This window comes from Streptomyces sp. NPDC007905 (genome assembly GCF_042959345.1).
GTDB lineage: Bacteria > Actinomycetota > Actinomycetes > Streptomycetales > Streptomycetaceae > Streptomyces.
Window position 1 is genome coordinate 168,502 of record NZ_JBIBKS010000003.1, and the last position, 26,691, is coordinate 195,192.

29 protein-coding genes are annotated in these 26,691 nt (G+C 73.1%); 19 read left to right on the plus strand and 10 right to left on the minus strand.

The genetic code is table 11. The annotated features are described in order from the left end of the window. Positions 1-9: 9 nt before the first annotated feature. Both ACFZDC_RS07165 and ACFZDC_RS07170 read left to right on the plus strand, forming a co-directional pair. Positions 10-426: a DUF742 domain-containing protein gene (locus tag ACFZDC_RS07165; RefSeq protein WP_391321001.1), complete on the plus strand. Its 417-nt coding sequence runs from the start codon at positions 10-12 to the stop codon at positions 424-426. Continuing rightward, positions 413-1,024 carry an ATP/GTP-binding protein gene (locus ACFZDC_RS07170; protein WP_391321003.1) on the plus strand — a complete coding sequence of 204 codons (612 nt, stop codon included), beginning with the start codon at positions 413-415 and terminating at the stop codon, positions 1,022-1,024. The genes ACFZDC_RS07165 and ACFZDC_RS07170 overlap by 14 nt, the downstream gene beginning before the upstream one ends. A 13-nt stretch (positions 1,025-1,037) precedes the next feature. Here the strand turns inward: ACFZDC_RS07170 and ACFZDC_RS07175 are convergent, their stop codons facing one another. From ACFZDC_RS07175 to ACFZDC_RS07210, 8 genes are all read right to left on the minus strand, one after another. Continuing rightward, on the minus strand, positions 1,038-1,706 hold the full coding sequence (locus ACFZDC_RS07175; protein ID WP_391321005.1) for an ABC transporter permease subunit: 669 nt from the start codon (positions 1,704-1,706) through the stop codon (positions 1,038-1,040). After that, positions 1,703-2,356: an ABC transporter permease subunit gene (locus ACFZDC_RS07180; RefSeq protein ID WP_391321007.1), complete on the minus strand. Its 654-nt coding sequence runs from the start codon at positions 2,354-2,356 to the stop codon at positions 1,703-1,705. The genes ACFZDC_RS07175 and ACFZDC_RS07180 overlap by 4 nt, the downstream gene beginning before the upstream one ends. Further along, positions 2,353-3,483, minus strand: coding sequence for an ATP-binding cassette domain-containing protein (locus tag ACFZDC_RS07185; protein ID WP_391321009.1), 1,131 nt, complete (start codon positions 3,481-3,483; stop codon positions 2,353-2,355). Before ACFZDC_RS07185 ends, ACFZDC_RS07180 begins: the two co-directional genes overlap by 4 nt. Positions 3,484-3,846: 363 nt before the next feature. Next, the gene (locus ACFZDC_RS07190) at positions 3,847-3,942 is read right to left on the minus strand and encodes a hypothetical protein (protein WP_391321011.1); all 96 of its coding nucleotides are present in this window, start codon (positions 3,940-3,942) and stop codon (positions 3,847-3,849) included. Between the two features lie 404 nt (positions 3,943-4,346). Further along, complete coding sequence (gene msrB, locus ACFZDC_RS07195; protein WP_391321014.1) at positions 4,347-4,754, minus strand: peptide-methionine (R)-S-oxide reductase MsrB; 408 nt, start codon at positions 4,752-4,754, stop codon at positions 4,347-4,349. Between the two features lie 14 nt (positions 4,755-4,768). Further along, on the minus strand, positions 4,769-6,160 hold the full coding sequence (gene murC, locus ACFZDC_RS07200) for a UDP-N-acetylmuramate--L-alanine ligase (RefSeq protein ID WP_391321016.1): 1,392 nt from the start codon (positions 6,158-6,160) through the stop codon (positions 4,769-4,771). 217 nt (positions 6,161-6,377) lie between these two features. Next, positions 6,378-6,851: an indole-3-glycerol phosphate synthase gene (locus tag ACFZDC_RS07205; RefSeq protein WP_391321018.1), complete on the minus strand. Its 474-nt coding sequence runs from the start codon at positions 6,849-6,851 to the stop codon at positions 6,378-6,380. Positions 6,852-6,979: 128 nt separating this feature from the next. Continuing rightward, positions 6,980-7,855 carry a dihydrofolate reductase family protein gene (locus ACFZDC_RS07210; RefSeq protein WP_391321020.1) on the minus strand — a complete coding sequence of 292 codons (876 nt, stop codon included), beginning with the start codon at positions 7,853-7,855 and terminating at the stop codon, positions 6,980-6,982. 37 nt (positions 7,856-7,892) lie between these two features. Here ACFZDC_RS07210 and zapE point away from each other — a divergent pair, with 37 nt between their 5' ends. The 17 genes from zapE (at position 7,893) to ACFZDC_RS07295 (ending at position 24,327) form a co-directional block, all read left to right on the plus strand. Next, positions 7,893-8,996, plus strand: coding sequence for a cell division protein ZapE (zapE, locus tag ACFZDC_RS07215; protein WP_391321021.1), 1,104 nt, complete (start codon positions 7,893-7,895; stop codon positions 8,994-8,996). 197 nt (positions 8,997-9,193) lie between these two features. Beyond that, the gene (locus ACFZDC_RS07220) at positions 9,194-9,589 is read left to right on the plus strand and encodes a hypothetical protein (protein ID WP_391321023.1); all 396 of its coding nucleotides are present in this window, start codon (positions 9,194-9,196) and stop codon (positions 9,587-9,589) included. A gap of 78 nt (positions 9,590-9,667) precedes the next feature. After that, on the plus strand, positions 9,668-10,246 hold the full coding sequence (locus ACFZDC_RS07225; RefSeq protein ID WP_391321025.1) for a carbonic anhydrase: 579 nt from the start codon (positions 9,668-9,670) through the stop codon (positions 10,244-10,246). A gap of 8 nt (positions 10,247-10,254) precedes the next feature. Next, positions 10,255-11,754, plus strand: a complete 1,500-nt coding sequence (locus tag ACFZDC_RS07230) for a SulP family inorganic anion transporter (RefSeq protein ID WP_391321027.1) — start codon at positions 10,255-10,257, stop codon at positions 11,752-11,754. Positions 11,755-11,972: 218 nt separating this feature from the next. Beyond that, entirely contained in the window at positions 11,973-12,773 is an 801-nt protein-coding gene (locus tag ACFZDC_RS07235; protein WP_391321029.1) for an SPFH domain-containing protein, read from the plus strand. Positions 12,774-12,782: 9 nt separating this feature from the next. After that, entirely contained in the window at positions 12,783-13,346 is a 564-nt protein-coding gene (locus ACFZDC_RS07240; RefSeq protein ID WP_391321031.1) for a YbhB/YbcL family Raf kinase inhibitor-like protein, read from the plus strand. 182 nt (positions 13,347-13,528) lie between these two features. Further along, the gene (locus ACFZDC_RS07245) at positions 13,529-14,386 is read left to right on the plus strand and encodes a PPK2 family polyphosphate kinase (protein ID WP_391321034.1); all 858 of its coding nucleotides are present in this window, start codon (positions 13,529-13,531) and stop codon (positions 14,384-14,386) included. 28 nt (positions 14,387-14,414) lie between these two features. Continuing rightward, positions 14,415-15,938, plus strand: a complete 1,524-nt coding sequence (locus ACFZDC_RS07250; RefSeq protein WP_391321036.1) for an FAD-dependent oxidoreductase — start codon at positions 14,415-14,417, stop codon at positions 15,936-15,938. An 82-nt stretch (positions 15,939-16,020) separates the two neighbouring features. After that, positions 16,021-16,875: a polysaccharide deacetylase family protein gene (locus ACFZDC_RS07255; RefSeq protein ID WP_391321038.1), complete on the plus strand. Its 855-nt coding sequence runs from the start codon at positions 16,021-16,023 to the stop codon at positions 16,873-16,875. An 18-nt stretch (positions 16,876-16,893) separates the two neighbouring features. Continuing rightward, positions 16,894-17,094 (plus strand): hypothetical protein, encoded by a 201-nt coding sequence (locus ACFZDC_RS07260; protein WP_391321040.1) that lies wholly within the window; start codon positions 16,894-16,896, stop codon positions 17,092-17,094. Between the two features lie 117 nt (positions 17,095-17,211). Further along, entirely contained in the window at positions 17,212-17,928 is a 717-nt protein-coding gene (locus tag ACFZDC_RS07265) for a peptidyl-tRNA hydrolase (protein ID WP_391321042.1), read from the plus strand. 9 nt (positions 17,929-17,937) lie between these two features. After that, the gene (locus tag ACFZDC_RS07270) at positions 17,938-18,576 is read left to right on the plus strand and encodes a TetR family transcriptional regulator C-terminal domain-containing protein (protein WP_391321044.1); all 639 of its coding nucleotides are present in this window, start codon (positions 17,938-17,940) and stop codon (positions 18,574-18,576) included. 75 nt (positions 18,577-18,651) lie between these two features. Beyond that, the gene (locus ACFZDC_RS07275; protein WP_391321046.1) at positions 18,652-19,260 is read left to right on the plus strand and encodes a TIGR03086 family metal-binding protein; all 609 of its coding nucleotides are present in this window, start codon (positions 18,652-18,654) and stop codon (positions 19,258-19,260) included. A gap of 114 nt (positions 19,261-19,374) precedes the next feature. Continuing rightward, on the plus strand, positions 19,375-20,676 hold the full coding sequence (locus ACFZDC_RS07280; RefSeq protein WP_391321047.1) for a DUF692 family multinuclear iron-containing protein: 1,302 nt from the start codon (positions 19,375-19,377) through the stop codon (positions 20,674-20,676). Positions 20,677-20,873: 197 nt separating this feature from the next. Continuing rightward, entirely contained in the window at positions 20,874-21,641 is a 768-nt protein-coding gene (locus ACFZDC_RS07285; protein WP_391321048.1) for a DUF4142 domain-containing protein, read from the plus strand. Positions 21,642-21,737: 96 nt separating this feature from the next. Beyond that, on the plus strand, positions 21,738-22,523 hold the full coding sequence (locus ACFZDC_RS07290) for a TIGR04222 domain-containing membrane protein (RefSeq protein WP_391321050.1): 786 nt from the start codon (positions 21,738-21,740) through the stop codon (positions 22,521-22,523). A 139-nt stretch (positions 22,524-22,662) separates the two neighbouring features. After that, positions 22,663-24,327, plus strand: coding sequence for an alpha/beta fold hydrolase (locus ACFZDC_RS07295; RefSeq protein WP_391321051.1), 1,665 nt, complete (start codon positions 22,663-22,665; stop codon positions 24,325-24,327). On the opposite strand, the gene hemQ is transcribed toward ACFZDC_RS07295, so the two are convergent. Next, positions 24,324-25,055 carry a hydrogen peroxide-dependent heme synthase gene (gene hemQ / locus ACFZDC_RS07300; RefSeq protein WP_391321053.1) on the minus strand — a complete coding sequence of 244 codons (732 nt, stop codon included), beginning with the start codon at positions 25,053-25,055 and terminating at the stop codon, positions 24,324-24,326. The genes ACFZDC_RS07295 and hemQ overlap by 4 nt on opposite strands. Before the next feature lie 5 nt (positions 25,056-25,060). Continuing rightward, positions 25,061-26,548: a protoporphyrinogen oxidase gene (hemG, locus tag ACFZDC_RS07305; RefSeq protein ID WP_391321055.1), complete on the minus strand. Its 1,488-nt coding sequence runs from the start codon at positions 26,546-26,548 to the stop codon at positions 25,061-25,063. Positions 26,549-26,691 lie beyond the last annotated feature (143 nt).

The following is a 26,691-nucleotide window of genomic DNA, read 5'->3' on the forward strand; positions in this document are numbered from 1 at the left end:
TAGGTCACCATGGCGGACGGCACCCCGCCCCCGGGGCCCGACCCGGTCGGCCCCGCCCCCGCCGTACGGCCGTTCCTGGTCACCGCCGGCCGGGTGGCGGACGCCGCCCCCGGCCGGTCGCTGCCCCTGGAGACCCAGGTGGTGGCCACCGCCACCGGTCTCGACGCGCTGGGCCGGCTCTCCTTCGAGCGGTACGACATCGTCGCCGCCTGCCGGCTGCCGCAGTCGATCGCGGAACTCGCGGCCCGGCTGCGGCTGCACCTCAACGTGGTCCGCGTCCTGGCCGAAGACCTGCGCGAGGCGGGGCAGCTGGCGGTGTACCTGCCCGACACCGAAGCCACCCACGACGCCTCCGTCCTGCGCAGGGTTATCGACGGCCTGCGGGCCGTCCCCGACTCCCGAGGGGTACCGAGTGACACCGACTGAACCGCTCACCCGGGGCGCGGCCGCACCCACCCCCGTGCGGCCGCCGCTGCCGGTGAAGATGGTGATAGCGGGCGGCTTCGGCGTGGGCAAGACCACCGCCGTCGGCTCGATCTCGGAGATCGAGCCGCTGACCACCGAGGCGTCGATCACCGAGGTCGCGGCGGGCGTGGACGACCTCACGCACACCCCGCGCAAGACCACCACCACGGTGGCGATGGACTTCGGCTGCCTCACCATCGACCCGACGCTGAAGCTGTACCTGTTCGGCACGCCCGGGCAGGAGCGGTTCGGGTTCATGTGGGACGACATCGTGGAGGGCGCGGTCGGCGGTCTCGTCGTCGTCGACACCCGCCGCCTGGACGACTGCTACACGGCCGTCGACTACTTCGAGCACAAGGGCATCCCGTTCGCGGTGGCGGTCAACGCCTTCGACGGCACGGTGGAGCACTCCCTGGAGGAGGTCCGCTGGGCCCTGGACGTCTCCGAGGGCGTCCCGGTCGTGGTGTTCGACGCCCGCGAGCGCGGCTCGGTGCGGGACGCGCTGCTCGTCGTACTCGAGCTGGCGCTGGCCCGCACCGGGAGCCAGGCGGTGTCCTGACCATCCCGGGCCCTCAGTTGCCGCGGCGCACCCCCGGCGAGACCGCGATCCGGGACACCACCCAGAACACCGCGAGGGTCGCGAGCGCCGTCCCGGCGACCAGGGTGGCACCGCCGACGACCTTCTCGTAGTTCTTCTGGTACAGGCCGTCGATGATGAACCGGCCGAGGCCGCCGAGGCTCACATAGGCGGCGATGGTGGCGGTGGAGACGATCTGGACGGCGGCCGTGAGCAGGCCGCCCAGGATCAGCGGCAGCGCGACCGGCACCTCCACCTGGAACAGGACCCTCGGCTCGGACATCCCCATGCCCCGCGCCGCGTCCACCGGGGACGGGTCCACCGAGCGGATGGCCTCGTAGGTGGTGACCAGGATCGGCGGTACGGCGAGCACGACCAGCGGGATCATCACCGGCAGCAGGCCGAACCCGATCCAGATGAACATCAGGACCAGCAGACCGAAGCTGGGCAGCGCCCGGCCCGCCGTGGCGATGAGTGCCAGGACGTTGCCGCCACGGCCGGTGTGGCCGGTGACCAGGCCGACGGGCAGTCCGATGAGGGCGGCGATCGCGAGTGCCTCGAGGGTGTAGCCGAGGTGCTCGGTGACGCGGGTGGGAATGCCGTCGTAGCCGTGCCAGTGGGCGCTGTCGCCGAAGAAGGCCTGGACGAAGTTGAGTACGTTCACCGGGTGGCACCCTTCCTCGGCATCCAGGGGGTGAGCAGGACGCGGACGAGGATCAGCACGGCGTCGGCGAGGATCGCCAGGACGGCAGTGGTCACCACGGAGTTCACGGCCAGTTCGGGCCGGTGGTAGATGTTCGCGTCGTTGAGCAGATTGCCGAGGGCACCCTGGTTGCCGATGAGCATGCCGACGCTGACGAGCGAGATGCTGGACACGGTGGCCACCCTGAGGCCCGCGATGATCGCGGGCACGGCGATGGGCAACTGGACCTGCAGGTAACGCCGTACCGGTCCGAGGCCCATGGCGGTGGCCGCGGCCAGGGTCTCCTGCGGCACCGAGCGGACGCCGTCCACGATCGCCGGTACCAGCACCACCAGGCTGTACACGGCGAGCGGGATCATCACCGTGGTCTCGGTCTGGCCGGTGTAGTCGATGAGCACGACGAAGAAGGCCAGCGACGGGACGGCGTACAGCACGGTCGTCACACCGAGCACGGGCGGGTAGAGCCAGCGGAACCGCACGCACAGCTGGGCCAGGGGCAGCGAGACCAGCAGTCCGGCCAGCACCGGCAGCAGGGCCTCCCGCAGGTGCATGCCGATCAGGCCGAGGTAGCTGTGCTGCAGGTCGCTCGGGATGTCGAAGAAGCCGCTCATCGTGCGGCCTTGACGTCGGCGCGGTCGGCCACGCGGCTGTGGGCCGCACGGATCGCCTCGCCGATGACCTGCTGGGAGACGACGCCGACGGCGCGCCCCTCGTCGTCCACGGCCACGGCCCAGCCGGTCGGCGACAGGACGGCCCCGTCGAGCGCGGTGCGCAGCGAGTCCCTGCCGGGCACGAACGGCCGCCCGTACGGCAGCAGGCGGTCGGGGTCGATCTCCCCGGCGGTGAGGTCGTCCGGCTCGCCCCAGCCGAGGGGCTTGCCGGCGCCGTCGGTCACGAGGAGGTAGGGGGCCGCGCCACGGGAGGTGAGCTGCTCCGCGCCCGCGTCGAGGGCGACGACGGGAGCGGTCTGCAACTCCAGTTCGGTCGACGGGAAGAAGGAAAGCCGCCGGATGCCGCGGTCGGCACCGAGGAAGTCCTCCACGAAGGGGTCGGCGGGCGCGCTGAGCAGTTCGGCCGGCGGGGCGAACTGGGCGAGCCTGCCGCCGGTGCGCAGCACGGCGACCTTGGTGCCCAGTTTGATGGCCTCGTCGATGTCGTGGGTGACGAAGACGATCGTCTTGCCCAGCTCGCCCTGCAGGCGCAGCAGTTCGTCCTGCAGTCCCTTGCGCACGACCGGGTCGACCGCGGAGAAGGGCTCGTCCATCAGCAGCACGGGCGGGTCGGCGGCGAGCGCCCGGGCCACGCCGACGCGCTGCTGCTGACCGCCGGAGAGCTGGTACGGGTACCGCTTGGCGAGCGAGGCGTCGAGACCGACCCGCTCCATCAGCTCCGCGGCCCGCGCCCGCGCCTTCTGCTTGCCCCAGCCGAGCAGGCGGGGCACGGTGGCGATGTTGTCGAGGATGGTGCGGTGCTGGAAGAGACCGGCGTTCTGGATGACGTACCCCATCGACCGGCGCAGGGTGTTGACCGGCTGCTGCCGGATGTCCTTGCCGTCGAGGAGGATGCTGCCCTCGCTGGGCTCCACCATCCGGTTGATCATCCGCAGGGTCGTCGTCTTGCCGCAGCCGGAGGGGCCGACGAGGACGGTGATCGCGCGGTCCGGTATCTCCAGCGACAGCCGGTCGACGGCCACCGTGCCGTCCGGGTACCGCTTGGTGACTGAGTCTATCCGTATCAAAACGCCGCATATCCTTCGGGTTTGGCGAAGCCTGGGCCGTTGTCCGGAGAGTGTAGACCGCGAGTGTTTCCGCACTTCGGCGGGAGAGTCCCGGCCGGCCGGGCGTGACCGGACCGTGCCTGAGCTGTGGGTCGCCTGATTCTCGTGCGGCGCTCGGTGGGGGCTCGCAAACGCCCCGGACGCGGCACCGGTGATCGCTGTCGCGAACCGGGATCCGCTGTCCCTCACCCGGCCGGTGCGCACGCCTCATGACGACCCTCGCCCGACCGGTCCGGGCGGCGGCCGGGCCACGCCCTACAGGGCCTGGTGCGAAGGCGGCCGTGCCGGTGGCGTCCGCACACGGTGGGCGTCGGGCCGCTCCCCTCAGGATTCCGGCAGATCAGCCGTACGCAGCACCAGCAACTCCTGATGGCCCGGCCGCTCCACCCCGGACAGCCGCACCGCCATCCGCTCCACCATGTCCTCGAACAGCGTCCGTGCGTCCCGCCCGTTGGCGGGCTTCCGGCAGCACCTCCACGGGCCCGATGACCGCCTGGTACCCGGAGAGGGTCTTGCCGGTCCGGCGCATGACGGCGGCCGCGCCGCCCGCCAGCCGTACGGCGGCACGGGTCGGCTCGGCGCAGGTCGTGCCCTCGTCGAGGGTGGTGCCGATGCCGCCGGCGACGGTGCGCAGCGCCTCCAGCCGCATCGCGTCGCCCGCCGGCGCACCGGCCGCTTCCGCCCGACGGCGGCCGTCGGGAGACAGGGACGTGCGACGGGCCTGGATCCAGCGCGCCACACCCCTCGCCCTCACAGAGTCTCAAACCGGAGCGAGCCGGGCACCAGTCACTGGTGTCCCGGCCGCCCCTTGAGCCGCAGCGGTGTCAGGCCTCGTCGGGCTCGAGCCGCAGCGAGATGCTGTTGATGCAGTACCGCTGGTCGGTGGGGGTGGGGTAGCCCTCGCCCTCGAAGACATGGCCGAGGTGGGAGCCGCAGCGGGCGCAGCGGACCTCGGTGCGGACCATGCCGTGGGAGTGGTCCTCGACCAGTTGCACCGCGTCGGTGTCCTTCGGGTCGTAGAAGGACGGCCAGCCGCAGTGCGACTCGAACTTGGTGGTGGAGGTGAACAGCTCGGCACCGCAGGCGCGACAGGAGTAGACGCCCTTGGCCTTGGTGTCGGTGTACTCACCGGTGAAGGCCGGCTCGGTGGCGGCCTGGCGCAGCACGGCGTACTCCGCCGGCGTCAGCTCCGCGCGCCACTGCTCGTCCGGCTTCTCGACGTCGTACGACATGAGCCTCAGCCCCTTTACTGCTGCGACAGACGGTCCAGGATCTGCGGGCCCAGGACGGTCACGTCGCCCGCGCCCATGGTGAGAACGAGATCACCGGGCTTCGCCATTCCCGCGATCACCGCGGGGATCTCCGCCTTGTCGTGCACGGCGGTGACGTCGGCGCCCGCCGCGCGCGCGGCCTGGATGATCAGCTCGCTGGTCACCCCGGGGATCGGGTCCTCGCGGGCCGGGTAGATGTCGAGCACGACCGAGGCGTCGGCGAGGGCGAGCGAGTCGCCCATCTCCTTGCCCAGTTCCTGGGTACGGGAGAACAGGTGCGGCTGGAAGACGACGAGGATGCGGGAGTCGCCGGCGGCGGCGCGCATGGCCTCCAGGTCGGCGGTCATCTCCGTGGGGTGGTGGGCGTAGGAGTCGATCACCTGCACCCCGGCCGCCTCGCCCTTGAGCTGCAGGCGCCGCTTGACGCCGGTGTAGGCGGCCAGCGCGGGTGCCAGCTCCGCGGCGGGGACACCGAGGGCGGCACCGGCGGTGAGCGCGGCGACGGCGTTGAGGGCGTAGTGCCGGCCGGGCACGGAGACCGTGAAGGTCAGCTCCTGGCCGTCCAGCATCACGGTGACCCGGCTCTTCAGCCCCTGCGGAACGATGGACAGCACCCGCACGTCCGCGTCCTCGGCCTCACCGTACGTCACCGTCCGCACCGCGCCGGCCAGCCGCCGGGTCAGTTCGCGGGCGCCCGCGTGGTCGGCGCAGATCACCAGCGTGCCGCCGGGCACGATCCTCCCGGCGAAGGTCTCGAAGGACTCGTGGATCTCTTCGATCGAGGCGTAGTTGGCGTGGTGGTCCAGCTCGACGTTGAGGACGATGGCGACCTCGGGCGCGTACTTGTGGAAGCTGCGGTCCGACTCGTCGGCCTCGGCGACGAAGATGTCGCCCTCGCCGTGCAGCGCGTTCGAGCCGGGCGCGTCCAGGTCGCCGCCGATGGCGTACGACGGCCGCAGGCCCAGCTCGGAGAGGGAGACGGCCAGCATCGAGGTCGTGGTGGTCTTGCCGTGCGTGCCCGCGACGGCGATCGGCCGCTGCCCCTGCATCAGCGCGGCCAGCGCGTCGGAGCGGTGCACCACCGGGATCCCCAGCTCGGCGGCGCGGGCCAGCTCCGGGTTGTCCTCCCGGATCGCCGACGACACGACGACGCAGCTCGCGTCGTCGGCGAGGTGCTCGGCGGCGTGCCCGATGTGCACGGTCGCGCCGAGTGCCCGCAGCGCCTCGGCGGTCGCCGACTCCTTGGCGTCACTGCCGGCCACCTTGGCCCCACGCTGCGCCAGGATCTTGGCGATCCCCGACATCCCGGCGCCGCCGATGCCGATGAAGTGCGGTCGGTCCATGGCGGCAGGAAGGCCGGGTGCCATGCGTTTCTCCCCAGAGACGGTACGTGCGTGTGCTGAAGCAGGCCTAGCCTATGCGCTGGAACGGGATCACCCCGCAAGGAGCGCGGGGCGGCCGAGTCAGGGGCGCGGGGCGTATCGACACGCGGCTCCGCCGCGGGAGCGCGAGCAACCGCGACGGGCCCGCGCCCGTCGGCGCACCGCGCCCCGGCCGGCGCTCACGGCCTCCCCGGCGGGGGCTCTACGCCTTGCTGTGCGAGAACAACTTGAGCACAGGCACCCCCACCTTGTGCCGAGCCCGCGAGGCCCAGTCCCGGTGGAAGAACTCCTCCACGTAGTGAGGATCGGTCAGCACGATCACCTCATCGGCACCCACCTCGGCGACCAGCGCCTTGAGCGCGTCCAGCGGATGGTCCTCGATCAACCGGCCTTCCGCCTGGCTCCCGGCCCCCCGCAGGGCCTGCAGGGAGACCTCCAGCGCCTGCTGCCCGACACTCTTGGCCTCCTCCCCCTCGGGCGTCGTGCCCTCGCGGCGGGCCTCGTCCAGTTCGCCGAGCGCGATGTCGTCGATGGCCCGCAGCAGGCGGTCGGCCTGGTCGCCGCGCGGCTGGAGCAGGACGTGGAAGTGGACCGGCTCCTCCGCGTGCAAGGTGGTGACGAACTCCACGTCGGCGGACGTCAGGGCCTTCTCGATCATCAGAACGCTTGTGAACACCAGGCGCCTCTCTCCTCCGTGGGCCCCGGCCAGGCCCTGCGGAAACCATCCTGCCCCGTGATCGCACGGGTAGTGCCGGACCTAGTGTGCCCGCCGAAAGCTAACCGGAACGACTGATTCCGATGTGTTCAGGACCGACGGTAACGACTGAACAGAAATCCGTCCTCCTCCAGCAGGGACACCAGTTCGAAGCGGCGCGGAACGGTGACGGCGGGCCCCCCGGCGATGCGCTGCGCGTTCCCCGCCGTGAGCATCGGCGAGACGGTCAGGCACAGCTCGTCGAGCACCTCCGCGGCCACCAGCTGGCCGAGCAGCCGGGGCCCGCCCTCGGTGAGCAGCCGGACGTGGCCGAGGTCGGCGAGTGCGCGTACCGCGCGCGCCGGGTCGACCCCCATGCCCTCCCCGGCGACGACCACCCGCGCGCCGGCCTTCTCCGCTGCGGCGACCCGGTCCGGGGCCGCGGCGGCGCCGGTCAGGAGCAGGGTGGGCACCAGGGGCGAGGTGAACAGCGGGAGGGAGAAGTCCAGCTCCAGACCGGCGGTGACGATCGCGATCGCCGGGGCCTGGCCCTGGCCCGCGGCCGTCCGGGCCCCCGCGAACTCCGCACGCGCGCGTGCGGGGCGGTACCCCTCCTGCCGTACCGTTTCCGCGCCCACCACGATCACGTCCGCGAGGGCGCGGAGCGTGCCGAAGATGCGCATGTCGGCCGCGCTGGAGATGGGCTGGGAGTGCCCTTCGTGCTGGGCCGCGCCGTCGAGGGTCGAGACCATGTTGGCCCGCAGCCACGGCTGCGGGGCGCCGGCGCCGGGGGCCGGCTCCGGATAGGCGTAGGCGGCGGCCAGCTCGGCGAGGCTCCACTCACGGTTGACCACATCGGCACCGGCGGCCTCACCGGGCGCATCAGCGGCATCCGCACCAGCGCTCCCCCTCACCTCCCGTTCCTCCGGGCCCCCGCCAGAGGCCTGGGCTGCTGTTTCATAGGTCACAGGGAACAGGCGTCGCATGTCGTGCAGTCTGACACGGCGCTTAGCATGGGTAACCGTGTCGTCATCCACCGAAGCCCACGGTTCCAGCCCTCTGACCGACGCGGGCCCGCTGTCCCTGTGCGCCCGTGAGCCGCACGTCCCCGCGGACCGGCTCGTCGCCGAGATGGTGCCGCCGCCGCGCTTCGACTCGGTCCGCTTCGCCACGTACATCCCGGACCCGAACCAGCCCAGCCAGACCGAGGCCGTACGGGTGCTGGAGGGCTTCGCGGCCGGACTGGGCGGCGCGCACGCCTCCGGCGCCGGCAGGCGCGGGTTCCTCGGGTTCGGCAGGTCCAGGGCGCCCAAGGCCCCGGCCGGCCCCCGCGGTGTGTACCTGGACGGCGGTTACGGCGTCGGCAAGACCCATCTGCTCGCCTCCCTGTGGCACGCCACCCCGGCCGAGCCCGCGCTCAAGGCGTTCGGCACCTTCGTGGAGCTGACCAACCTGGTCGGCGCGCTCGGCTTCCAGAAGGCCGTGCAGACGCTTCAAGGCCACCGCCTGCTGTGCATCGACGAATTCGAGCTGGACGACCCGGGCGACACCGTGCTCGTCTCCACGCTGCTCGGCAAGCTGGTGGAGGCGGGCGTGGCGCTGGCCGCCACCTCCAACACGCTGCCCGGCAAGCTCGGCGAGGGCCGGTTCGCGGCCGCCGACTTCCTGCGCGAGATCCAGGGCCTGTCCGCCCACTTCCGCACCCTGCGCATCGACGGCGAGGACTACCGCCACCGCGGGCTGCCCGAGGCTCCGGCGCCGTTCACCGACGAAGAGGTGACGAAGGCGGCGTACGCCACCGCGGGCGCCTCGCTCGACGACTTCCCGCATCTGCTGGACCACCTGGCCAAGGTGCACCCGAGCCGGTACGGCGCCCTGACGGACGGTCTGAAGGCGGTGTGCCTCACCGATGTGCGGCCGGTGCCCGACCAGTCGACCGCGCTGCGGCTGGTGGTGCTGGCGGACCGCCTGTACGACCGTGAGGTGCCCGTGCTCGCCTCGGGACTGCCGTTCGACCGGCTGTTCAGCGAGGAGATGCTGAACGGCGGCTACCGCAAGAAGTACTTCCGCGCGATATCCCGGCTCACCGCGCTGGCCCGGGACGCGAAGGGGCTCGTCGGCTCGTAGCCGCTTCCCATTAGTCGATCAGCATTCACGGGTCAAGAGCCAGTTCGCGCCACACGACCCGCACTTTTCACGCTTCTTGCGCGCCCAACCGCCAGTTGACCCTGCAAAGGACTTTGCAGGGTTAACGTGTTTCTTGACCATCCATTGACCAAGGCTTGATGTGCACAAGAAGGCGTGAACTTCCGGGAGGAGGGCGCATGTTCCCAGGTACCGCGGCCCGGACGCTGCTCGCCCTGCTCACCGCCGCCCTGCTCGCCCTGCAACTGTTCGCGCCCGCGGGAACCTTCGCATCCGCGCACACACTCGGTCACGCCAAGGCCAAGGCCGTATCCGGAACGGCACTCACCCCGACAACCACGCGCAACGGAGCGGACACGCTCCGCGAGGGCGGCTGTTCGCAGGAGCCCGTGGGCGCCCGGCACCTCCGCGACCGGCAGCGTGGCTCCGCCTCCGGGCCGGCGGCGGAACGCCCGCTCATATCCCGGCAGGCGGCCGCTGCGCAGGTGCCGGCCCCGTCCGGTGCCCCGCACCACCGGACCACGAGATCCTCCAGAGCCCACTCCCCGGCAGCTCGCCAGGTCTTCCGCTGCTGAGAGACGGCTCCCCCCACACACACGAACGTCGTGCAAGCCCGACGCGCCAGTAAGGCGCGCCAGGAGGAGTCCACACATATGCAGCCCCTCATCGACAACGCCCGTACCTTCGGTCAGCGCCCTGAGGAGTTCGCCCAGCTCGCCGAAGGCCAGTCCCCGCAGGTGCTGTTCATCACCTGCTCCGATTCCCGGGTCGTCCCGGCCCTGATCACCGGCGCCCGCCCGGGCGAGCTCTTCGAGCTGCGCACCGCGGGCAACATCGTCCCGCCGTACGCCTCGCAGCACCCCACCGGCGAGGCCGCCACCATCGAGTACGCCGTGGAGGTGCTCGGCGTCCGCGACATCGTCGTCTGCGGCCACTCGCACTGCGGGGCCGTCGGCGCGCTGGTGCGCGGCGACGACCTGACCGCCGTACCCGCCGTGCGCGACTGGCTGGCGCACGCCACCCCGCGCCCGACCGGCGCGGCCGAGGACCCGGAGGTCGCCGAGGGCGTCCAGAGCCATGTCCTGACCCAACTGCTGCGGCTGCGCTCGTACCCGTGCATCGAGCGGAAGCTGGCGGAGGGCGCACTCGGTCTGCACGCCTGGTACTACGAGGTGCACACCGGCGCCGTACGGGCGCACCGCCCGCAGACCGACACCTTCGAAGCCCTGTGAGCGCGCCGATGCCCCGTACTCCCATATCCCGTTTCCCCCATGTGCGGCAGGACGTCACCGCCTCCCTCGTCGTCTTCCTGGTCGCGCTCCCGTTGTGCGTGGGCGTGGCCGTCGCCTCGGGGGTACCGGCCGAACTCGGCCTGGTCACCGGCATCGTGGGCGGTGTCGTCACCGGGCTGATGCGCGGCAGCAGCCTCCAGGTGTCGGGGCCGGCCGCCGGACTGACGGTGCTCGTCTTCGAGGCGGTCAAGGAGTTCGGGCTGCCGGCGCTCGGCGCGATCGTCCTCGCCACCGGACTGCTCCAGGTCCTCATGGGCGCGCTGAGGCTCGGCCGGTACTTCCGGGCCATCTCGGTCTCGGTCGTCGAGGGCATGCTGGCCGGAATCGGTCTGGTCCTGATAGCCGGTCAGCTGTACCCGGCCCTGGCGGCCAAGGCCCCCGACTCGGGCCTGGGCAGGATGGCCGGGCTGCCGGGGGCGTTCCTGGACGCCCTGGGCGACGGGAACGCGCTCGCCTCGCTCGCCCTGTGCGCGGGCACCGTCGCGGTGCTGGTGCTGTGGAAGCACGCACCGGCGAAGGCGCGTACGGTGCCCGGTCCGCTCGCCGCCGTCGGCCTCGCCACGCCGGCCGCGCTGGTGCTCGGCCTGCCGGTGGCCACCGTCGAGGTGAAGGGGCTGCTGGACTCCGTCCAGCCGCCGCCGATGAGCGCCTTCGCCGAGCTCGCGGGCGTCGGCGTGCTCGGCACAGTCGTCGCGTTCACGCTGATCGCGTCCGCCGAGTCGCTGTTCAGCGCGGCGGCCGTGGACCGGCTGCACGACGGACCGCGCACCGAGTACGACAAGGAACTGATCGCCCAGGGCGCGGGCAACACGCTCTGCGGGCTGCTCGGCGCGCTGCCGATGACCGCGGTGATCGTGCGCAGCGCGGCCAACGTGCAGGCGGGCGCCCGCACCAAGGCCTCCCGCGTCCTGCACGGCGTGTGGCTGCTCCTCTTCGCCGCCCTGCTGCCGGACGTGCTCGCCCGCATCCCGATCCCGGCCCTCGCGGGCATCCTGATCCACTCGGGTGCCAAGCTCGTGCCGGTCCGGGCGCTGGCCGTGCTGTGGCGCGAGCACCGGGGAGAGGCGTTCGTCCTGGCCGTCACCGCCGTGTCGATCGTGGCGGTCAGCATGTTCGAGGGCGTGCTCATCGGTCTCGCGCTGGCGGTCGTCAAGACGGCCTGGGAGGCCTCGCACCTGCGGCTGGAGGTCGTCGACAAGGGCGCGGGCCCCGTCGAGGCGTACCTGTCGGGCAACGCGACGTTCCTGCGGCTGCCGAAGATCCTCGACAGCCTGGAGGCGCTGCCCCAGGACCGCCCGGTCCGGCTCGACCTGTCCGGTCTGCACCACCTGGACCATGCCTGCCGCACGGCCCTGGAGAACTGGGCCGAGCGCCACAGCGCGGCAGGCACCGAGCCGGTGAGGGTGACGGCCCGGTCGGAGGAACCGGCAAGGGCGAGCGCAGCGTGACGACCGTCCACCGGCCGAGCCGTCGGGCACGCGCCGGCGCCTCGCTCGGCGGGTGGGCACAGGCCGGGTTCCCGCGGGCGGACCTCCTGTCGAGGTCGTAGTCCCCGGGCCGGGTGCCGACGCCCTTCGGCACCCCGGCCCGGCCCATGGCTTCCGCCCCAAGCCCGGCATATGGTTACAACGACAGACAAAGCAGGCCTCTGTGCGAGGAGGTCATCATGCTCCATGAGCTGCTGGGAGCCGCCGTGGCAGCGGGCTGCGTCGGCCTCGTGTACCTGGCGATGGCGGCGCGGGTGGTCAAGCAGTACGAGCGGGGCGTGCTGTTCCGGCTCGGACGGCTCGCGGGTGACGTACGCAATCCGGGCCTGACGCTGGTGATCCCGTTCGTGGACCGGCTGCACAAGATCAACATGCAGATCGTGACCATGCCGATCCCGGCCCAGGAGGGCATCACCCGCGACAACGTCACCGTGCGGGTGGACGCGGTCGTCTACTTCCGGGTGGTCGACGCGGCGAGCGCGCTGGTGAAGGTCGAGGACTACAAGTTCGCGGTCTCCCAGATGGCGCAGACCTCGCTGCGCTCGATCATCGGCAAGAGCGACCTGGACGACCTTCTCTCCAACCGGGAGAAGCTCAACCAGGGCCTGGAGCTGATGATCGACAGCCCGGCCGTCGGCTGGGGCATCCAGGTCGACCGGGTGGAGATCAAGGACGTGTCCCTGCCGGACACGATGAAGCGGTCCATGGCCCGCCAGGCCGAGGCCGACCGGGAGCGCCGGGCCCGGATCATCAACGCCGACGCCGAGCTGCAGGCCTCGAAGAAGCTCGCCGAGGCCGCCGAGCAGATGTCGCAGACCCCGGCCGCGCTCCAGCTGCGGCTGCTGCAGACGGTGATGGCGGTGGCGGCCGAGAAGAACTCGACGCTGGTGCTGCCCATCCCGGTGGAGCTGCTGCACTTCCTGGAGCGAGGCAATCAGCTGCCCGCGCCGCACGGTGACGGAGAGGCGCGGCCCGGATAGCGTCTCGGCGTGCGCAGACTCTGGATGGTTGCCGTGGCCGCGACGGCCGTCGTCGCGGGGTGCGGGGACGGGGGCGGCTCGGCCGCTGCGCCCTCCGGCCCGTCCCCCACCGCCACCGGCCGGCTCACGGTGACGAGTTCCGCCTACACCGACGGCGGCACGATCCCGAGGCGCTTCACCTGCGACGGCGAGAACGTCTCACCGCCGCTCGCTCTCAGCGGCGTACCCGCGCACACCGCTTCTCTTGCTCTCCTGCTGCAGGACCCGGACGCCCCGCGCGGCACCTTCACGCACTGGCTCGTCTGGGACATCGACCCGCACACCGGCCGCCTCGCCTCCGGTGGGCGCCCGCAGGGGGCGAGGCAGGGCCGCAACGGCTTCGGGAAGACCGGCTACGGCGGCCCCTGCCCGCCCCGCGGCGACCGCCCGCACCGCTACGTGCTCACCGTGTACGCCACCGACCGCAGCCCCGGCCTCGCACCCGACGCCGGCCCGGCCGACTTCCTGCGGGCCCTGTACGGTCACACCCTCGCGACGGGCACCCTCACCGGGCGGTACGGACGCCAGGGGTAGTGACCCGCAGGGGTGTTCACGGCTGATCGGTGGAGCATGCCGGAATTGCCGGGCGCGGCACGCCCATCCGTACGGACAGGGCACTGTCGCCTGGAGCCGGACTGATCCGCCGGGCGGACCCGGCGTGGCGTACGCCGTTCGGGGGGCGCACCATCGAGGGATCCGACGGGAAGGGGTGTGCCGTGTCGAAGCAGGGTGCCAAGGGCCTCCGGGAAGTCCTGCGGCTCCCGCCCGGTGAGGGTGTCGACCTGGCGTCGTACGACACACGGGCCACGCCCTGCGCTCCGAACGGCAAGGATGCGGCGCTCGCGGACAGCGCGCGCATGGGCAAGCGCCTGGGCCGCCTGCAGGAGCGCCTGTGGGCCGCGGGCACGGCCGGCGACCGGCGGCGGGTACTGCTGGTGCTGCAGGGCATGGACACCAGCGGCAAGGGCGGCACGGTCAAGCACGTCGTCGGCCAGTTCAACCCGTCCGGTTGCCGGATCAAGGCCTTCGAGGCCCCCACCGAGGAGGAGCGGGAACACGACTTCCTGTATCGGGTGCGGCGCGCGCTGCCGGAGCCCGGCGAGATCGGCATCTTCGACCGCTCGCACTACGAGGACGTCCTGATCGCGCGTGTCCGGCACCTCGCCGTGCCCGCCGAGATCGGCAGCCGCTACGGCCGGATCAACGACTTCGAGCGGTCCCTCGCCGAGGACGGCGTGACCCTGGTCAAGTGCTTCCTGCACATCTCCTACGACGAGCAGGGGCGCCGCCTGCTGCGCCGCCTGGACCGGCCCGGCAAACGCTGGAAGTTCAACCCGGGCGACATCGACGAGCGCGCCCTGTGGCCCGCCTACCAGGAGGCGTACGAGGCCGCCCTGGAGCACTGCGCGGCCCCGCACGCGCCCTGGTACCTGATCCCGGCGGACCGCAAGTGGTACCGCAACTGGGCGGTCAGCCGCCTGCTGCTGGAACATCTGAAGGCCCTCGATCCGCGGTACCCGAAGGGCGACTTCGATGTGGCCGAGTGCCGGGAGCGGCTGCTGAAGCGGACGTGAGGCGGGCCGGGCGGGGTACCCGGCGGCCATGCGCGAGATTCGGCAGGTCACCGATTCGTACTGGCTGCGGACCGCCCCGGGACCGGTCCACCCGGCCCTGACGGACGACCTCGACGTCGACGTGGCCGTCGTCGGCGCGGGCATGGCCGGGCTGAGCACCGCCCACCAGCTGGCCCGGGCCGGGCTGCGGGTGGCCGTGCTGGAGGCCGGGCGGGCGGCGGCCGGCGTCACCGGCTACACGACGGCCAAGCTGACCGCCCTGCACACCCTGGTCTACGACCGGCTCCGCCGTACCCGGGGCGCCGAGGGTGCCCGGCTGTACGCCCGCTCCCAGTCCGAGGCGATCGAGCACGCGGCCACGCTCGTGGACGAACTGGGCATCGCCTGCGAGTGGGAGACCCGGGACGCGTACACGTACGTCCGGGACCCGGAACGGGTGGACGAGGTGCGGGCGGAGGCGGAGGCAGCGCGGGAGGCGGGGCTGCCGGCCTCGTTCACGACGGAGACCGGGCTGCCGTTCCCGGTGGCGGGCGCGGTACGGGTGAGCGGACAGGCGCAGTTCCACCCGCTGAAGTACCTGCGGGCCCTCACCCACGACCTGCTCGCGCTCGGCGGACAGGTGTACGAGCACACACGGGTCGTCGGTCTGGCGGAAGGCGGCGAGCCCTGCCGGCTGACCACCGAGGCGGGCCACACGGTGACCGCACGGGACGTCGTCGTCGCCACCCACTACCCGGTCTTCGACCGCGCGCTGCTCTTCGCCCGTCTCTCCCCGCGCCGGGAACTGGTCGTCGCCGGGCCGCTCGCCGACGGCCCGGACCCGGAGGGCATGTACATCACGCCCGAGGAGAACACCCGCTCGGTGCGTACCGCGCCGTACGGGGACGACGGGCGGCGGCTGCTCGTCGTCACCGGCGAGCACTTCACGCCCGGCACCGGCGACACCGGCGCGGGCTTCGAGCGGCTCGCCGCCTGGGCCGAGAAGCACTTCCCCGGGGTGGCTCTCGAGTACGCCTGGGCCACGCAGGACAACGAGTCCACCGACACCGTGCCGCTGGTCGGCCCGTTCCACCCGGGCGCCCGGCACACCTATGTGGCGACCGGCTTCAACGGCTGGGGGCTGAGCGGCGGTGTCATGGCCGGGCTGCTGCTCACGGCCCTGATCACCGGCCGGGACTGCCCGTGGCGGGGGCTGTACGACCCGCGCCGACTGAAGTCGGTGGTGCGGGAGGCGCCGTCACTGCTCAAGACGCAGGCGGAGGTGGCCCGTCACTTCGTCGGCGACCGGCTCCGCCCACCGGCCTCCGTGGCCGACCTGGCGCCCGGCGAGGGTGCGGTGGTCCGCGCCGACGGCGAGCGGCTCGCCGTGCACCGTGACGAGGAGGGCACCCTGCACGCGGTCTCCGCCCGCTGCACCCACCTCGGCTGTCTGGTCGCCTTCAACCAGGCCGAACGCGCCTGGGAGTGCCCCTGCCACGGCTCGCGCTTCGACGTCGACGGCAACGTCCTGCAGGGGCCGGCGGTACGCCCCCTGGAGCGGCGCGACCTCTGAGGGGCCGCCGCGCGAGTGACCGTGACGCCGCGCCACGAGGCATATCACCCTATGAACAGTCATTCAGTTCTACCTTCGTACGGTGATCCCACTAGCACGCCGTATCACCGCCGTCTGCGCCCTGGGCGCGGCCCTCGCCGCCTGCGGTACCGCGGGCGCCCCCGGCCCCGCGCGGCCGGCCCACGCCCAGCCCGCCGCCCCCGCCTCCCCGTCCGCCTCACGGCCGCCCCTGCTCTCCCCGGGCCCGGGCGGTCTGACCCCGGTGTTCGAGCACGGCCCGCGCACCCTGGGCAAAACCGTCGCGCTGACCTTCGACGCCGACATGACCGCCGACCAGGGGCCCCGCGCCGCCTCGGGGGAACACTTCGACAACCCGGACCTCATCGGCACCCTGCGCACACTGAAGGTGCCGGCGACCATCTTCATGACCGGCCGGTGGGCCGAGCAGTACCCGGCCCAGGCCCGCTCCCTCGGCCACGACCCGCAGTTCGAGGTGGCCAACCACTCCTACAGCCACTACGCGTTCACCGGTGACTGCTACGGCCTGCCGACCGTCGGCGCCGACCGGATGCGCCAGGACGTCGAGCGGGCGTACGCCGCCCTCCGCAAGGCGGGTGTGCCCCACGCGCTGCCGTACTTCCGCTTCCCCGGCGGCTGTTACGACCGCCAGGCGCTGCGCGCGCTCAGCGGGGTCGGGGTCACCGCGGTGCAGTGGGACGTGGTGAGCGGGGACGCCTTCGCCACGGATGCCGACGCGGTCACCCGGCAGGTGCTGGAGGGCGTGAAGCCCGGATCGGTGGTCGTCATGCACTGCACCCACAGCGCCGCCCCGACGACCGAGCAGGTCGTCCGCGCGGTCGTGCCGGAGCTGCGCAGGCGGGGCTACCGGTTCGTGAAGGTCTCCGAGCTGATCGGCGAGACGAACGGCCACCGGTGACCGTCCTACGCTGGAGACATGACGGACCAGGACGACGAGGCCGACTCGACCTACTGCACGATCGCCGACGCGGCCCGGCCCCCGAAGGCCGACGGACCGCCGTACGCCGCGTGCGTGCTGTGCCAGGAGCCGACGGAGTACCCGGAGTCGTACAAGGGGATCACGCTGTGTCCGGTGTGCGAGTGGCAGGAGGCGCAGCGCACCGCCTGCTCGGGGTGACCGGCGGGCGGTGAGCACGGAGCGGGGCGGACGCTCCGGTGCCGTTCGCTCGCTCTGCGCGGCGGCCTTCCGGGCGGGTGAATCGATGCCGCCCGGTGCCCCTTAGGGTTGGCTGTTGTGAGCCAGGTTCCCACGCCCCCGGGTGACAGTCCCTTCCACTCCGAGCGAAATCCTCGTGACGAGGCGCCGCAGTTCGTGCTGCCCCTCGTCGTCCGCATCGAGCGGAGTGCTCCGCCTGCCCGCACGGATGCGCTGGAGACCGCCGCGCGTGCCGTGCTCCTGCTGCTCGGTGACGAGCGGACCACCGGGGACGGGGAGTGGGCCCAGGCCGTGCGGGACTGGGAGGATGCGCGGATCCGGAAGGTCGTGCGGCGGGCCCGCGGGGCCGAGTGGCGGCGGGCCGAGGCGCTGCCCGGGATCACGGTGACCGGCAAGTCCGCCGAGGTGCGGGTCTTCCCGCCGGTTCCGCTGGACGGGTGGCCCAAGGAGCTGGCCAGGCTGCAGGTGTCGGGGACGGAGCTGGACGATCCCGAGCCGCCCGTCGAGGCCGACCGCGGGGAGCCGGTGCTGTGGCTCAACCCCGAGCTGGAGATGTCGGCCGGCAAGGCGATGGCCCAGGCGGGGCACGGCGCCCAGCTGGCCTGGTGGGCGCTGTCCGACGATGCGCGTACCGCCTGGCGTGATGCGGGCTTCCCGCTGGCGGTGCGGTCCGCCGACCCCGCCGAGTGGAGCCGGCTGACCGGCGGCGGGCTGCCCCTGGTGCGGGACGCGGGCTTCACGGAGATCGCACCCGGCTCCTGCACGGTGGTCGCCGACCACCCCGCGCTGCGCTAGGGGTGCCGGATGACACGGCTCGACGGGCGGGTCGAACGGGGCAACCGGACCCGGCAGTTGGTGTTGCGCAGGACCGTGGACATCGCCTCCGTCGAGGGACTGGAGGCACTGACGGTCGGCCGGCTGGCCGCCGAGCTGGAACTGAGCAAGAGCGGGGTCTTCGCGCTGTTCGGTTCCAAGCAGGAGCTGCAGCTGGCCACCGTGCGGGAGGCGGCACGGATCTTCACCGAGCGGGTGGTCCGGCCCGCGAGCGAGGTGCCGGCCGGTGTCGGACGGGTCTGGCGGCTGTGCGAGCTGTGGCTCGAGTACTCACGGGGACGGGTGTTCCCGGGCGGCTGCTTCTTCTACGGGGTGATCGCCGAGTTCGACGCGCGGACCGGCCCGGTGCACGACGCCGTGGTCCGGGCCCAGCGCGAGTGGTCGGCCCGCGTGGAGCGCACCATCGAGGAGGCCCTTAGCGCCGGTGAGCTGCGTACGGGTACGGACGTCCAGCAACTCGCCTTCGAGCTGGTGGCGTTGCTGGAGACGGCGAACGCCCTGTCCGTACTGCACGACGAGGAGACCGCCTACCGCAGGGCCCGGGTGGGCATCGCGGAACGGCTGCGGGGCGTGGCCGTGGGAGAGGTACCGGTTCCCGAAATCCTTTGACAGGGGCGGCTTTTGAGGTTCGGCTCGAGCCGGTTAAACCTAGCACGATCGTTCGCACAGTTTTATGCTCGCCGCATGACGGTCACTGGTAGCGACATCGTGGAACTCGACCGCATCGCCGTGTACGAGGCCGTGCGGATGGTGGGGCTGGCTCAGGAGCCGGACTGGGAGCGGGACACCCCCTGCGCCGGATGGACGCTGCGGCGGCTCGTGGCGCACATGACCGCGCAGCACCTCGGCTTCGCGGCGGCGGCGCGGGGCGCGGGGCACCAGGCGGTGTCCTGGCGGGAGCCGGAGGACATGCGGGAGCCCGCCCGGGTGCACCGGGCGGCCGCCACCGCCGTACTCGCCGCCTTCGCCGAACCGGGCGTGGCCCAGCGGGAGTTCTCACTGCCGGAGCTGGGCGGGAGCTTCCCGGGCGGCCGGGCGATCGGCTTCCACTTCATCGACTACGTGGTGCACGCCTGGGACGTCGCCGCGGCCCTCGGGGTGCGCCTGGAGCTGCCGGAGCACGTTCTCCACGCCGCGCTCGCGGTGGCCCGGCGGGTGCCGGCCGACCCGGCCCGGCGCGGGCCGGGGTCCGCGTTCGCGCCCGCGCTCGACGTGCCGCCGGGGTCCGGCCCCCTGGACGAGGCGTTGCGCCTGCTGGGCAGGGTCCCGCAGGAGTGGCCCGTACGGCGGTGACAGCCGTGGGGGCGGGACGGGAAACCTCAAATGTTGCTCTGAAGGCGGGCCGGCGGGGATTCGGGGCCGACCGCCGGGGCCATACCCCCGTCATTCGGAGGAGGGGGTGGGGCCATGCGGCGACTGGGCACGGGAATCGGCTGGCGACCGGAGATCGCGGACGCCGTGGAGCGCATGCCGGGCATCGACTGGGTGGAGGTCGTCGCGGAGAACGTCTGCCCCGGCCACCTCCCGGAGTCGCTGCTGCGGCTGCGCGAGCGCGGCGTGACCGTGGTCCCGCACGGCCTCTCCCTCGGCCTCGGCGGCGCGCACCGGCCCGACGAGGACCGGCTGACGGCACTCGCGGAGCGGGCGGAGGCGCTGGGCGCGCCGCTGGTCACCGAACACATCGCGTTCGTACGGGCGGGCGGCGCGCTCACCGCCTCCCCGCGCCTGGAGGCGGGCCATCTGCTGCCCGTGCCCCGCACCCGGGACGCGCTGGACGTGCTCTGCGAGAACGTGCGGATCGCGCAGGAGGCGCTGCCGGTGCCGCTGGCCCTGGAGAACATCGCCGCGCTGTTCTCCTGGCCGGGCGAGGAGATGACCGAGGGGCGCTTCCTGGCCGAGCTGGTCGAGCGGACCGGGGTACGGCTGCTCATCGATGTGGCCAACCTGCACACCAACCAGGTCAACCGGGGCGAGGACCCGGCCGAGGCGCTGGCCGCGCTGCCCCTGGAGGCGCTCGCGTACGTCCATGTCGCGGGCGGCTTCGAGCGCGAGGGCGTCTGGCACGACAGCCACGCGCACCCCGTGCCGCGGCCGGTGCTGGAGATCCTGACCGATCTGGCGTCCCGGGTCGCGCCGCCCGGGGTGCTGCTGGAGCGGGACGACAACTTCCCCGAGCCTGCCGAGCTGGAACGGGAGCTGGGGGCGATCCGGGGGGCCGTGGAGGCGGGGCGGGGGTCCCGCGCGGGGCGTACGGCGCCGGGCGCCGCCGGACCCGGGGCGGGGGTCGTCGCCGTCCTGGCCCCGCCCGAGGCCCGGCAGCGGCTCGGCGTCGCCCAGGCGGCGGTGCTGTCCTCGCTGGTGGCCGGGACGCCGGTGCCGGAGGGGTTCGACCGGGTGCGGCTGGGGGTGCAGGCGCGGGCGCTCGCGGCGAAGCGGGCGGACGTGGTGGCGAAGGTGGCCCCCGAGTTGCCGGTGATCCTCGGGGAGGGGTACCGGGGGGCGTTCCTCGAGTATGCGCGGGTGCGGCCGATGAGCGGGGGGTACCGGCGGGATGCGCTGGACTTCGCGGGGCGTCTGCTGAAGGCCGGGAAGCCGGAGGACGCGCGGGCGCGGCGGGAGCTGCGGCAGTGGTGGCTGGACCGCGCGGGGCCGGTCCCCCGGTCCCGTGGGCGGGCGGTGTGGGCGAGGGTGCTGCCGCGGAGGGGGTGAGCGTGAGCGCCTCTGAGGGGCGCGGGGAATCGCGCGACCGGCTCCCACGAGCCTGCGGCTCGACGGTGCGACCGGCAACCCGGACCCGCGGCCCGGGGGCACCCACCCACCGGCGGTGTGCCCAGGCGCCCCCAACCGCGCAGTAATATGCCAAGCCCGTACGCGTAGCACCCCCGGCGTGCGGTGCAGGAGGCACCATGCGACCGCGACCCCCCATCAAGGGCCGAGGCATATTCAGCGGAACCGGGCTCATCGTCCTGGCCCTCGCGGCGACCGCCGCGGCGCTGCTCTTTCCGGTCTGGTCGTATGCCGACCGGCCGGACGCGACCGGCGTGAACGTGCTGAGCGCGCAGACCGTGACGACCCCGTACGGCCCGCTGTCCGCGCAGGACCGGGATTTCGTCACCAAGGTCAGGCTGGCGGGACTGTGGGAGCTGCCCGCAGGGCAGCTGGCGCAGCGGAAGGGGACCACGCAGGCCGTACGCGAGGCCGGCCGGCACCTGGTCGACGGGCACACCTCGCTCGACGCGCACGTGCGCACCGTGGCCTCCCAGCTCGGCGTGCCCCTGCCCAATGAGCCCAACGAGCAGCAGGGGCAGTGGCTCGCCACGCTGAACAGCGCGCGGGGCCAGGACTTCGACCGGATGTTCGCGGGCATTCTGCGGCTCGCGCACGGCCGGGTGTTCGCCCTGGTCGCCCAGGTCCGCGCCGGCACCCAGAACTCGCTGGTCCGCGACCTGGCCGACGACGCGAACGCGACCGTCCTGGACCACATCAGGGTCCTTGAGGCGACCGGATACGTCGACTTCTCCGCCCTGGCCCGGGACCTCGCCGCGTCCCCCTCCCCCGTGGCCACACCCCGGACCGTCGACCCGGCCTCCGTGGTCCCGGTGGCACCCTCGCCGTCCGCGACGTACTCCCTGCCGCCCGCCGCCTCCGGCCCGCTGCCGACGAGCGGCCGCTGACCTGCGGTAAAAGCGGAACGTCACATACCGACAACACTCGGTCCGGATGGTGAACAGGGCATGGCGTTTCCCGGGCCCCTGGCATAGAAACACGTCATGTTCTGGGTCCTTCTGCTGCTCCTGGCCTGGGCGTTCGCCGGCGTCGCGTGCACCCGGCTGTGCCTGGCCGCCGTCCGCGCGGCGGCCGTCGACGCGGGCGGCGCCACCGTGGAACGCGGGCACGATCTGACGCTGTACGAGGCGGCGTTCCTGTGCGGCGGTCCGGCGCGGGTCGCCGATGTGACCATGGTCTCCATGGCCCGGCAACGGCGGCTGCTGCTCGCGCACACCGGATGGGCCACGGTCGTGGACCCGCGGGGGCGCGACGAGATGGAGCGGTCCGTCATAGGGGCGATCGGGCCCGAGGGGCAGTCCCGGATCGCTCCGGTGCGGGCCGCCGCGGCCGGCGCCGAGGCCGTACGGCGGCTCGCCGACGGCCTGGTGCGCTCGGGACTCGCGGTGCCCGACGGCGAGCGTACGACCGTGGCGTCCGGCATCCGCCAGGTGCGCGCCGCCGCACTGGCCGTGCTCGCGCTGGGCCTGACCGCGCTGCTGATGCCCGCCCAGACCGGGATGCCGCGGCTCCTGGTCGCCCTGTGGTTCGCGCTGCCGCTCACGCTCACCCTGAGCTGCCTGGCCATCGCCCGGGTCGAGGTGCATCCCTGCTCGCGCTGGGCCTCCCCCGCCGGACAGCGGCTGCTCGGGGCGCTGACCCGGCGGCCGGCCCGCGACGGTGACGAGCGGTCCTTCCTCACCTCCGTGGCGGTACGCGGCATCCGCGCGATAGGCGAGCCGGAGCTGCGCGCGGCCTTCACCCACCGCGACCGGCCCTGGCGGGAGTGAGGGCGCGCATAGGGAGCATTGACCGCGACACACGCCGGGCGGTGCTTGCCCTCACCGGGCACCGAACGAAACATCCCTTGTGTGATAAACCGGGCCGTGGCAGCCGTGCCATCGCCGCGGTCCACCGAAGGGATACGCGATGAGAGCTGCCGCCCTGTACTCGGCCGCCGGGTCCTTGCTCGTGACCACCCTGGCCGCGGCCCCGGCGGGCGGCGCCCCCGGGGTGCCGGGCGCGGCCGAACCGCGCGGGGCCGCGGTGGCCGCCGCGCGCGCCCGCGCCGCCGGCGTGCACTTCGGTGCCTGCCCCGCCGAGCTGAACGCGCCGGCCGGCCTGCGGTGCGGCACGGTGAGCGTCCCGCTGGACTACGCGCACCCCGACGGCAAGCAGATCACGCTGACCGTCAGCCGGATGCGGGCCACCCACAAGGACCCGCACAACAGCAAGCGGAAGGTGCCCCGGCAGGGCGCCCTCGTCTACAACCCGGGCGGCCCCGGCGCCTCCGGCATGCCCTTCCCGCTGATCGGCACGCTGCCCGCGTGGAAGCGGATCGCCGCCGCCTACGACCTGGTCGGCTACGCCCCGCGCGGGGTGGACCGTTCGGCGCCGCTGTCGTGCGTCGACCCCAAGCACTTCTTCCGGGCGCCCACCCAGTCGCCGACGCACCCCTCGGAGCAGTACAAGCGGCAGCGCATCGCCGAGGCGAAGGCGTACGCGCGCGGCTGTGGCCGGCGCTCGGGCAGCAAACTGCGGTTCTACAACTCGCTCAACAACGCCCGCGACCTGGACGTCCTGCGGGCGGCGCTGGGCGAGGACCGGCTGAGCTTCGTCGGGGCCTCGTACGGCACCTACTTCGGCGCGGTCTACGCGACCCTGTTCCCCTCGCACGTGCGGCGGATGGTGCTGGACTCGGCGGTCAACCCGGACCCGGAGAAGGTCTGGTACCGCAACAACCTCGACCAGTCGGCCGCGTTCGAGGACCGCTGGGCGGACTTCCGCGAGTGGATCGCCCGGCACGACGACGTGTACCGGCTCGGCAACACCGCGGCGAAGGTCCAGCGCAGTTACGACACCGCGCGCGGCAGGCTGGCCGCGAAGGCCGCCGGCGGGAAGGTGGGCCCGGGACAGCTGCAGAACGTGTTCCTGACCGCCGGGTACTACGACGACTACTGGCCTAGCCGGGCCGCCGCGCTGTCGGCCTATCTGAAGGGCGACACCAACCCGCTGGTCCGGCTGGCCGCGCCGAGCCCGGAGACGGCCGCCGAGGCGGAGAACGGCAGCGCGGTCTACACGGCCGTCGAGTGCAACGACGCGGCCTGGCCCACGGACTGGAAGGTGTGGGACCGCGACAACACGCGGCTGGCGCGTGTGGCGCCCTTCGAGACCTGGGACAACGCGTGGATGAACCTGCCGTGCGCCTACTGGCCGGCGCGCCGGCAACGGCCGGTGGACGTGCGGACCGGACCCGGTGAGCTGCCTCCGGTGCTGATCCTGGCGGCCGAACGGGACGCGGCCACCTGGTACGCGGGCGCGCTGGAGATGAACCGGCGGCTGGCCGGCTCGGTGCTGGTGACCGAGCGGGACGCGGGCACGCACGGGATCGGGGGCGGCCCGAACCGGTGCGTCAACGCGTACCTGGACGCCTATCTGCTGGAGGGCCGCGTCCCGGGGCGGCGCGCGGCCTGCGCACCGCACCCGGAGCCGAAGCCCGAGGCCCCGGCCGGCGGTGCCCCCGGACACCCCCTGCGGGACCCCCTGAAGGGCAAGTCGGCCCAGGCGAGCCCGGTGAAGGGCAGGTCCGCCTAGGCGAGCCCGGCGACCAGCTCGGCCACCGACTTGCGGCGGCCGGTGAAGAACGGGACCTCTTCGCGGACGTGCATGCGGGCCTCGGAGGCGCGCAGGTGGCGCATGAGGTCGACGATGCGGTACAGCTCGTCGGCCTCGAAGGCCAGGATCCACTCGTAGTCGCCGAGCGAGAACGAGGCGACCGTGTTGGCGCGCACGTCCGGGTAGCCGCGGGCCATCTTGCCGTGGTCGGCGAGCATGCGGCGGCGGTCCTCGTCGGGCAGCAGGTACCAGTCGTAGGAGCGCACGAACGGGTAGACGCTCACGTAGTTGCGGGGCGTCTCGTCGGCGAGGAACGCCGGGATGTGCGAGCGGTTGAACTCGGCGGGGCGGTGCAGCGCCATGTTCGACCAGACCGGCTCCAGCGCGCGGCCCAGCCGGGTGCGGCGGAAGAGGTTGTACGCCTCCTGGAGCTGGTCGCTGGTCTCCGCGTGCCACCAGATCATGAGGTCGGCGTCGGCACGCAGTCCGGACACGTCGTAGGTGCCGCGGATCGTCACGTCCTTCGCGGCGAGCTGGTCGAACAGCTCCTGGACCTCGTCGGCGTAACCCGCGCGGTCCTCCGGCAGCACGTCCTTCAGCTTGAAGACCGACCACAGGGTGTAGCGGATGACCTCGTTGAGGTCCTTGGCCAGCTTGCCCTTGTTCGGGATCCTGCCGGACTCGGTGGTGGGGGCGTCGTCACTCATGGCCCCTATTCTCCCGCTCCGCCGTGCAGGCTCTGCACCGGGTCGGCCGTCAGCTCCTCGACACCGCGCAGGTCGCCGTCCAGCTGGTCCACCGCCGCGTACGCGCTCGCGATGCACGCGGGGATGCCGACGCCGTCGTACTGCGCGCCGCACACCGCGAGGCCGGGCAGTTCGGCGACGTGCTCGCGGATGCGTGCCACGCGCGCGTGGTGGCCCACCGGGTACTGGGGCAGGCCGTCGGTCCAGCGGGTGACGCGGGTCTCCAGGGGTACGGCGTCCAGGCCGGTGGCCTCGCGCAGATCGTGCCGGGAGACCTCCACGAGGCCGGCGTCGTCGCGACCGAGGACCTCCGTCTCGCCGTACCGGCCGACCGAGGTGCGCAGGACGACCACGTCGGGATCCTCCTCGGCGATCCAGCCCCACTTCTGGGAGGCGAACGTCGAGGCCTTGATGGTGCGCCCGTCGACGGGCGGCACCAGGAAGCCGCTGCCCCCGGGGAGGGCGAGGTCGGCACGGCGGTAGGCGAGGGTGACCAGGGCCATGGAGGCGTACTCGACGGCCGCGAGTTCACCCGCGGCCTCCGGCGCGTGCTCGCGCAGGAGGCCGGCGGCCACCGGGGCGGGGACGGCGAGGACGACGGCGTCCGCGTCCAGCACGCGGTCACCGGCCACGACGCGCCACCCGGCTGCCGGCGACCGGCTCGCGTCGCCCGGATCCGGCGTGCCGCCCCGGCGCAGCTCCCGCACCGGCATCCCGGTCAGGATCTCGCCCCCGCGCGCCCGCACCGACTCGGCGACCGCGAGCGGGAGCCTGCCGACGCCGCCCTCGATGCCCATGAACACCGGGCCGGTCTGCCGGGCCGCCGACGCCTTCGCCTGGATCTCGCGGACCGCCTCCGTCAGGGAGTCGTGGGTCCGCGCGGCCTGGAAGAGCTGCGGGACGGCCGAGCGCATCGAGATGCGGTACGCGTCGCCCGCGTACACCCCGCCCAGCAGGGGCTCGACCAGCCGGTCGACGACCTCGCGGCCGAGCCGCGCCGCCACGTACCGACCCACCGCCACGTCGTCGCCGACCTCGGTCCGGGGCAGTTCGGCGTCGCGCTCGATCCGGGCCATGCCCTCGTCGGACAGGAGGCCGGCAAGCGGCGCGGCGGTGCCGGGGACGCCCATCACATGGCCCTTGGGCATCGGGCGCAGGGCGCCACGGGTCCAGATCGAGGCGGTCGCGGTGGCCGGCGGCTGCAACTGCCCGGCGAGGCCCGCCTCGCGCGCGAGGGCCACCGCCTCGGGGCGGCGGGCGAGCATCGACTCGGCGCCCAGGTCCACCCGGACGCCCGCGATCTCGCCCGGCAGCAGCTTGCCGCCGACCCGGTCGCAGGCCTCCAGGACGGTCACGTGCATGCCACGCCCGAGCAGCCGGTGGGCGGCGGCCAGCCCGGCGATACCGGCTCCGACGACGACGACATGCCCCGTGCTCGTACCCGTTGCGCTCATGCACCCACTCTCCCAGACCCCACGGACACCCCCACCGCGGCCCGCTGTCCCGGACGAATCCGGACCGTGACCGCATCGGAACCGGCGACGGCCAACGCCCCGGGCCGCCCCGGCGTCGAAGGAGCGTCATCGGTCACCGTCAC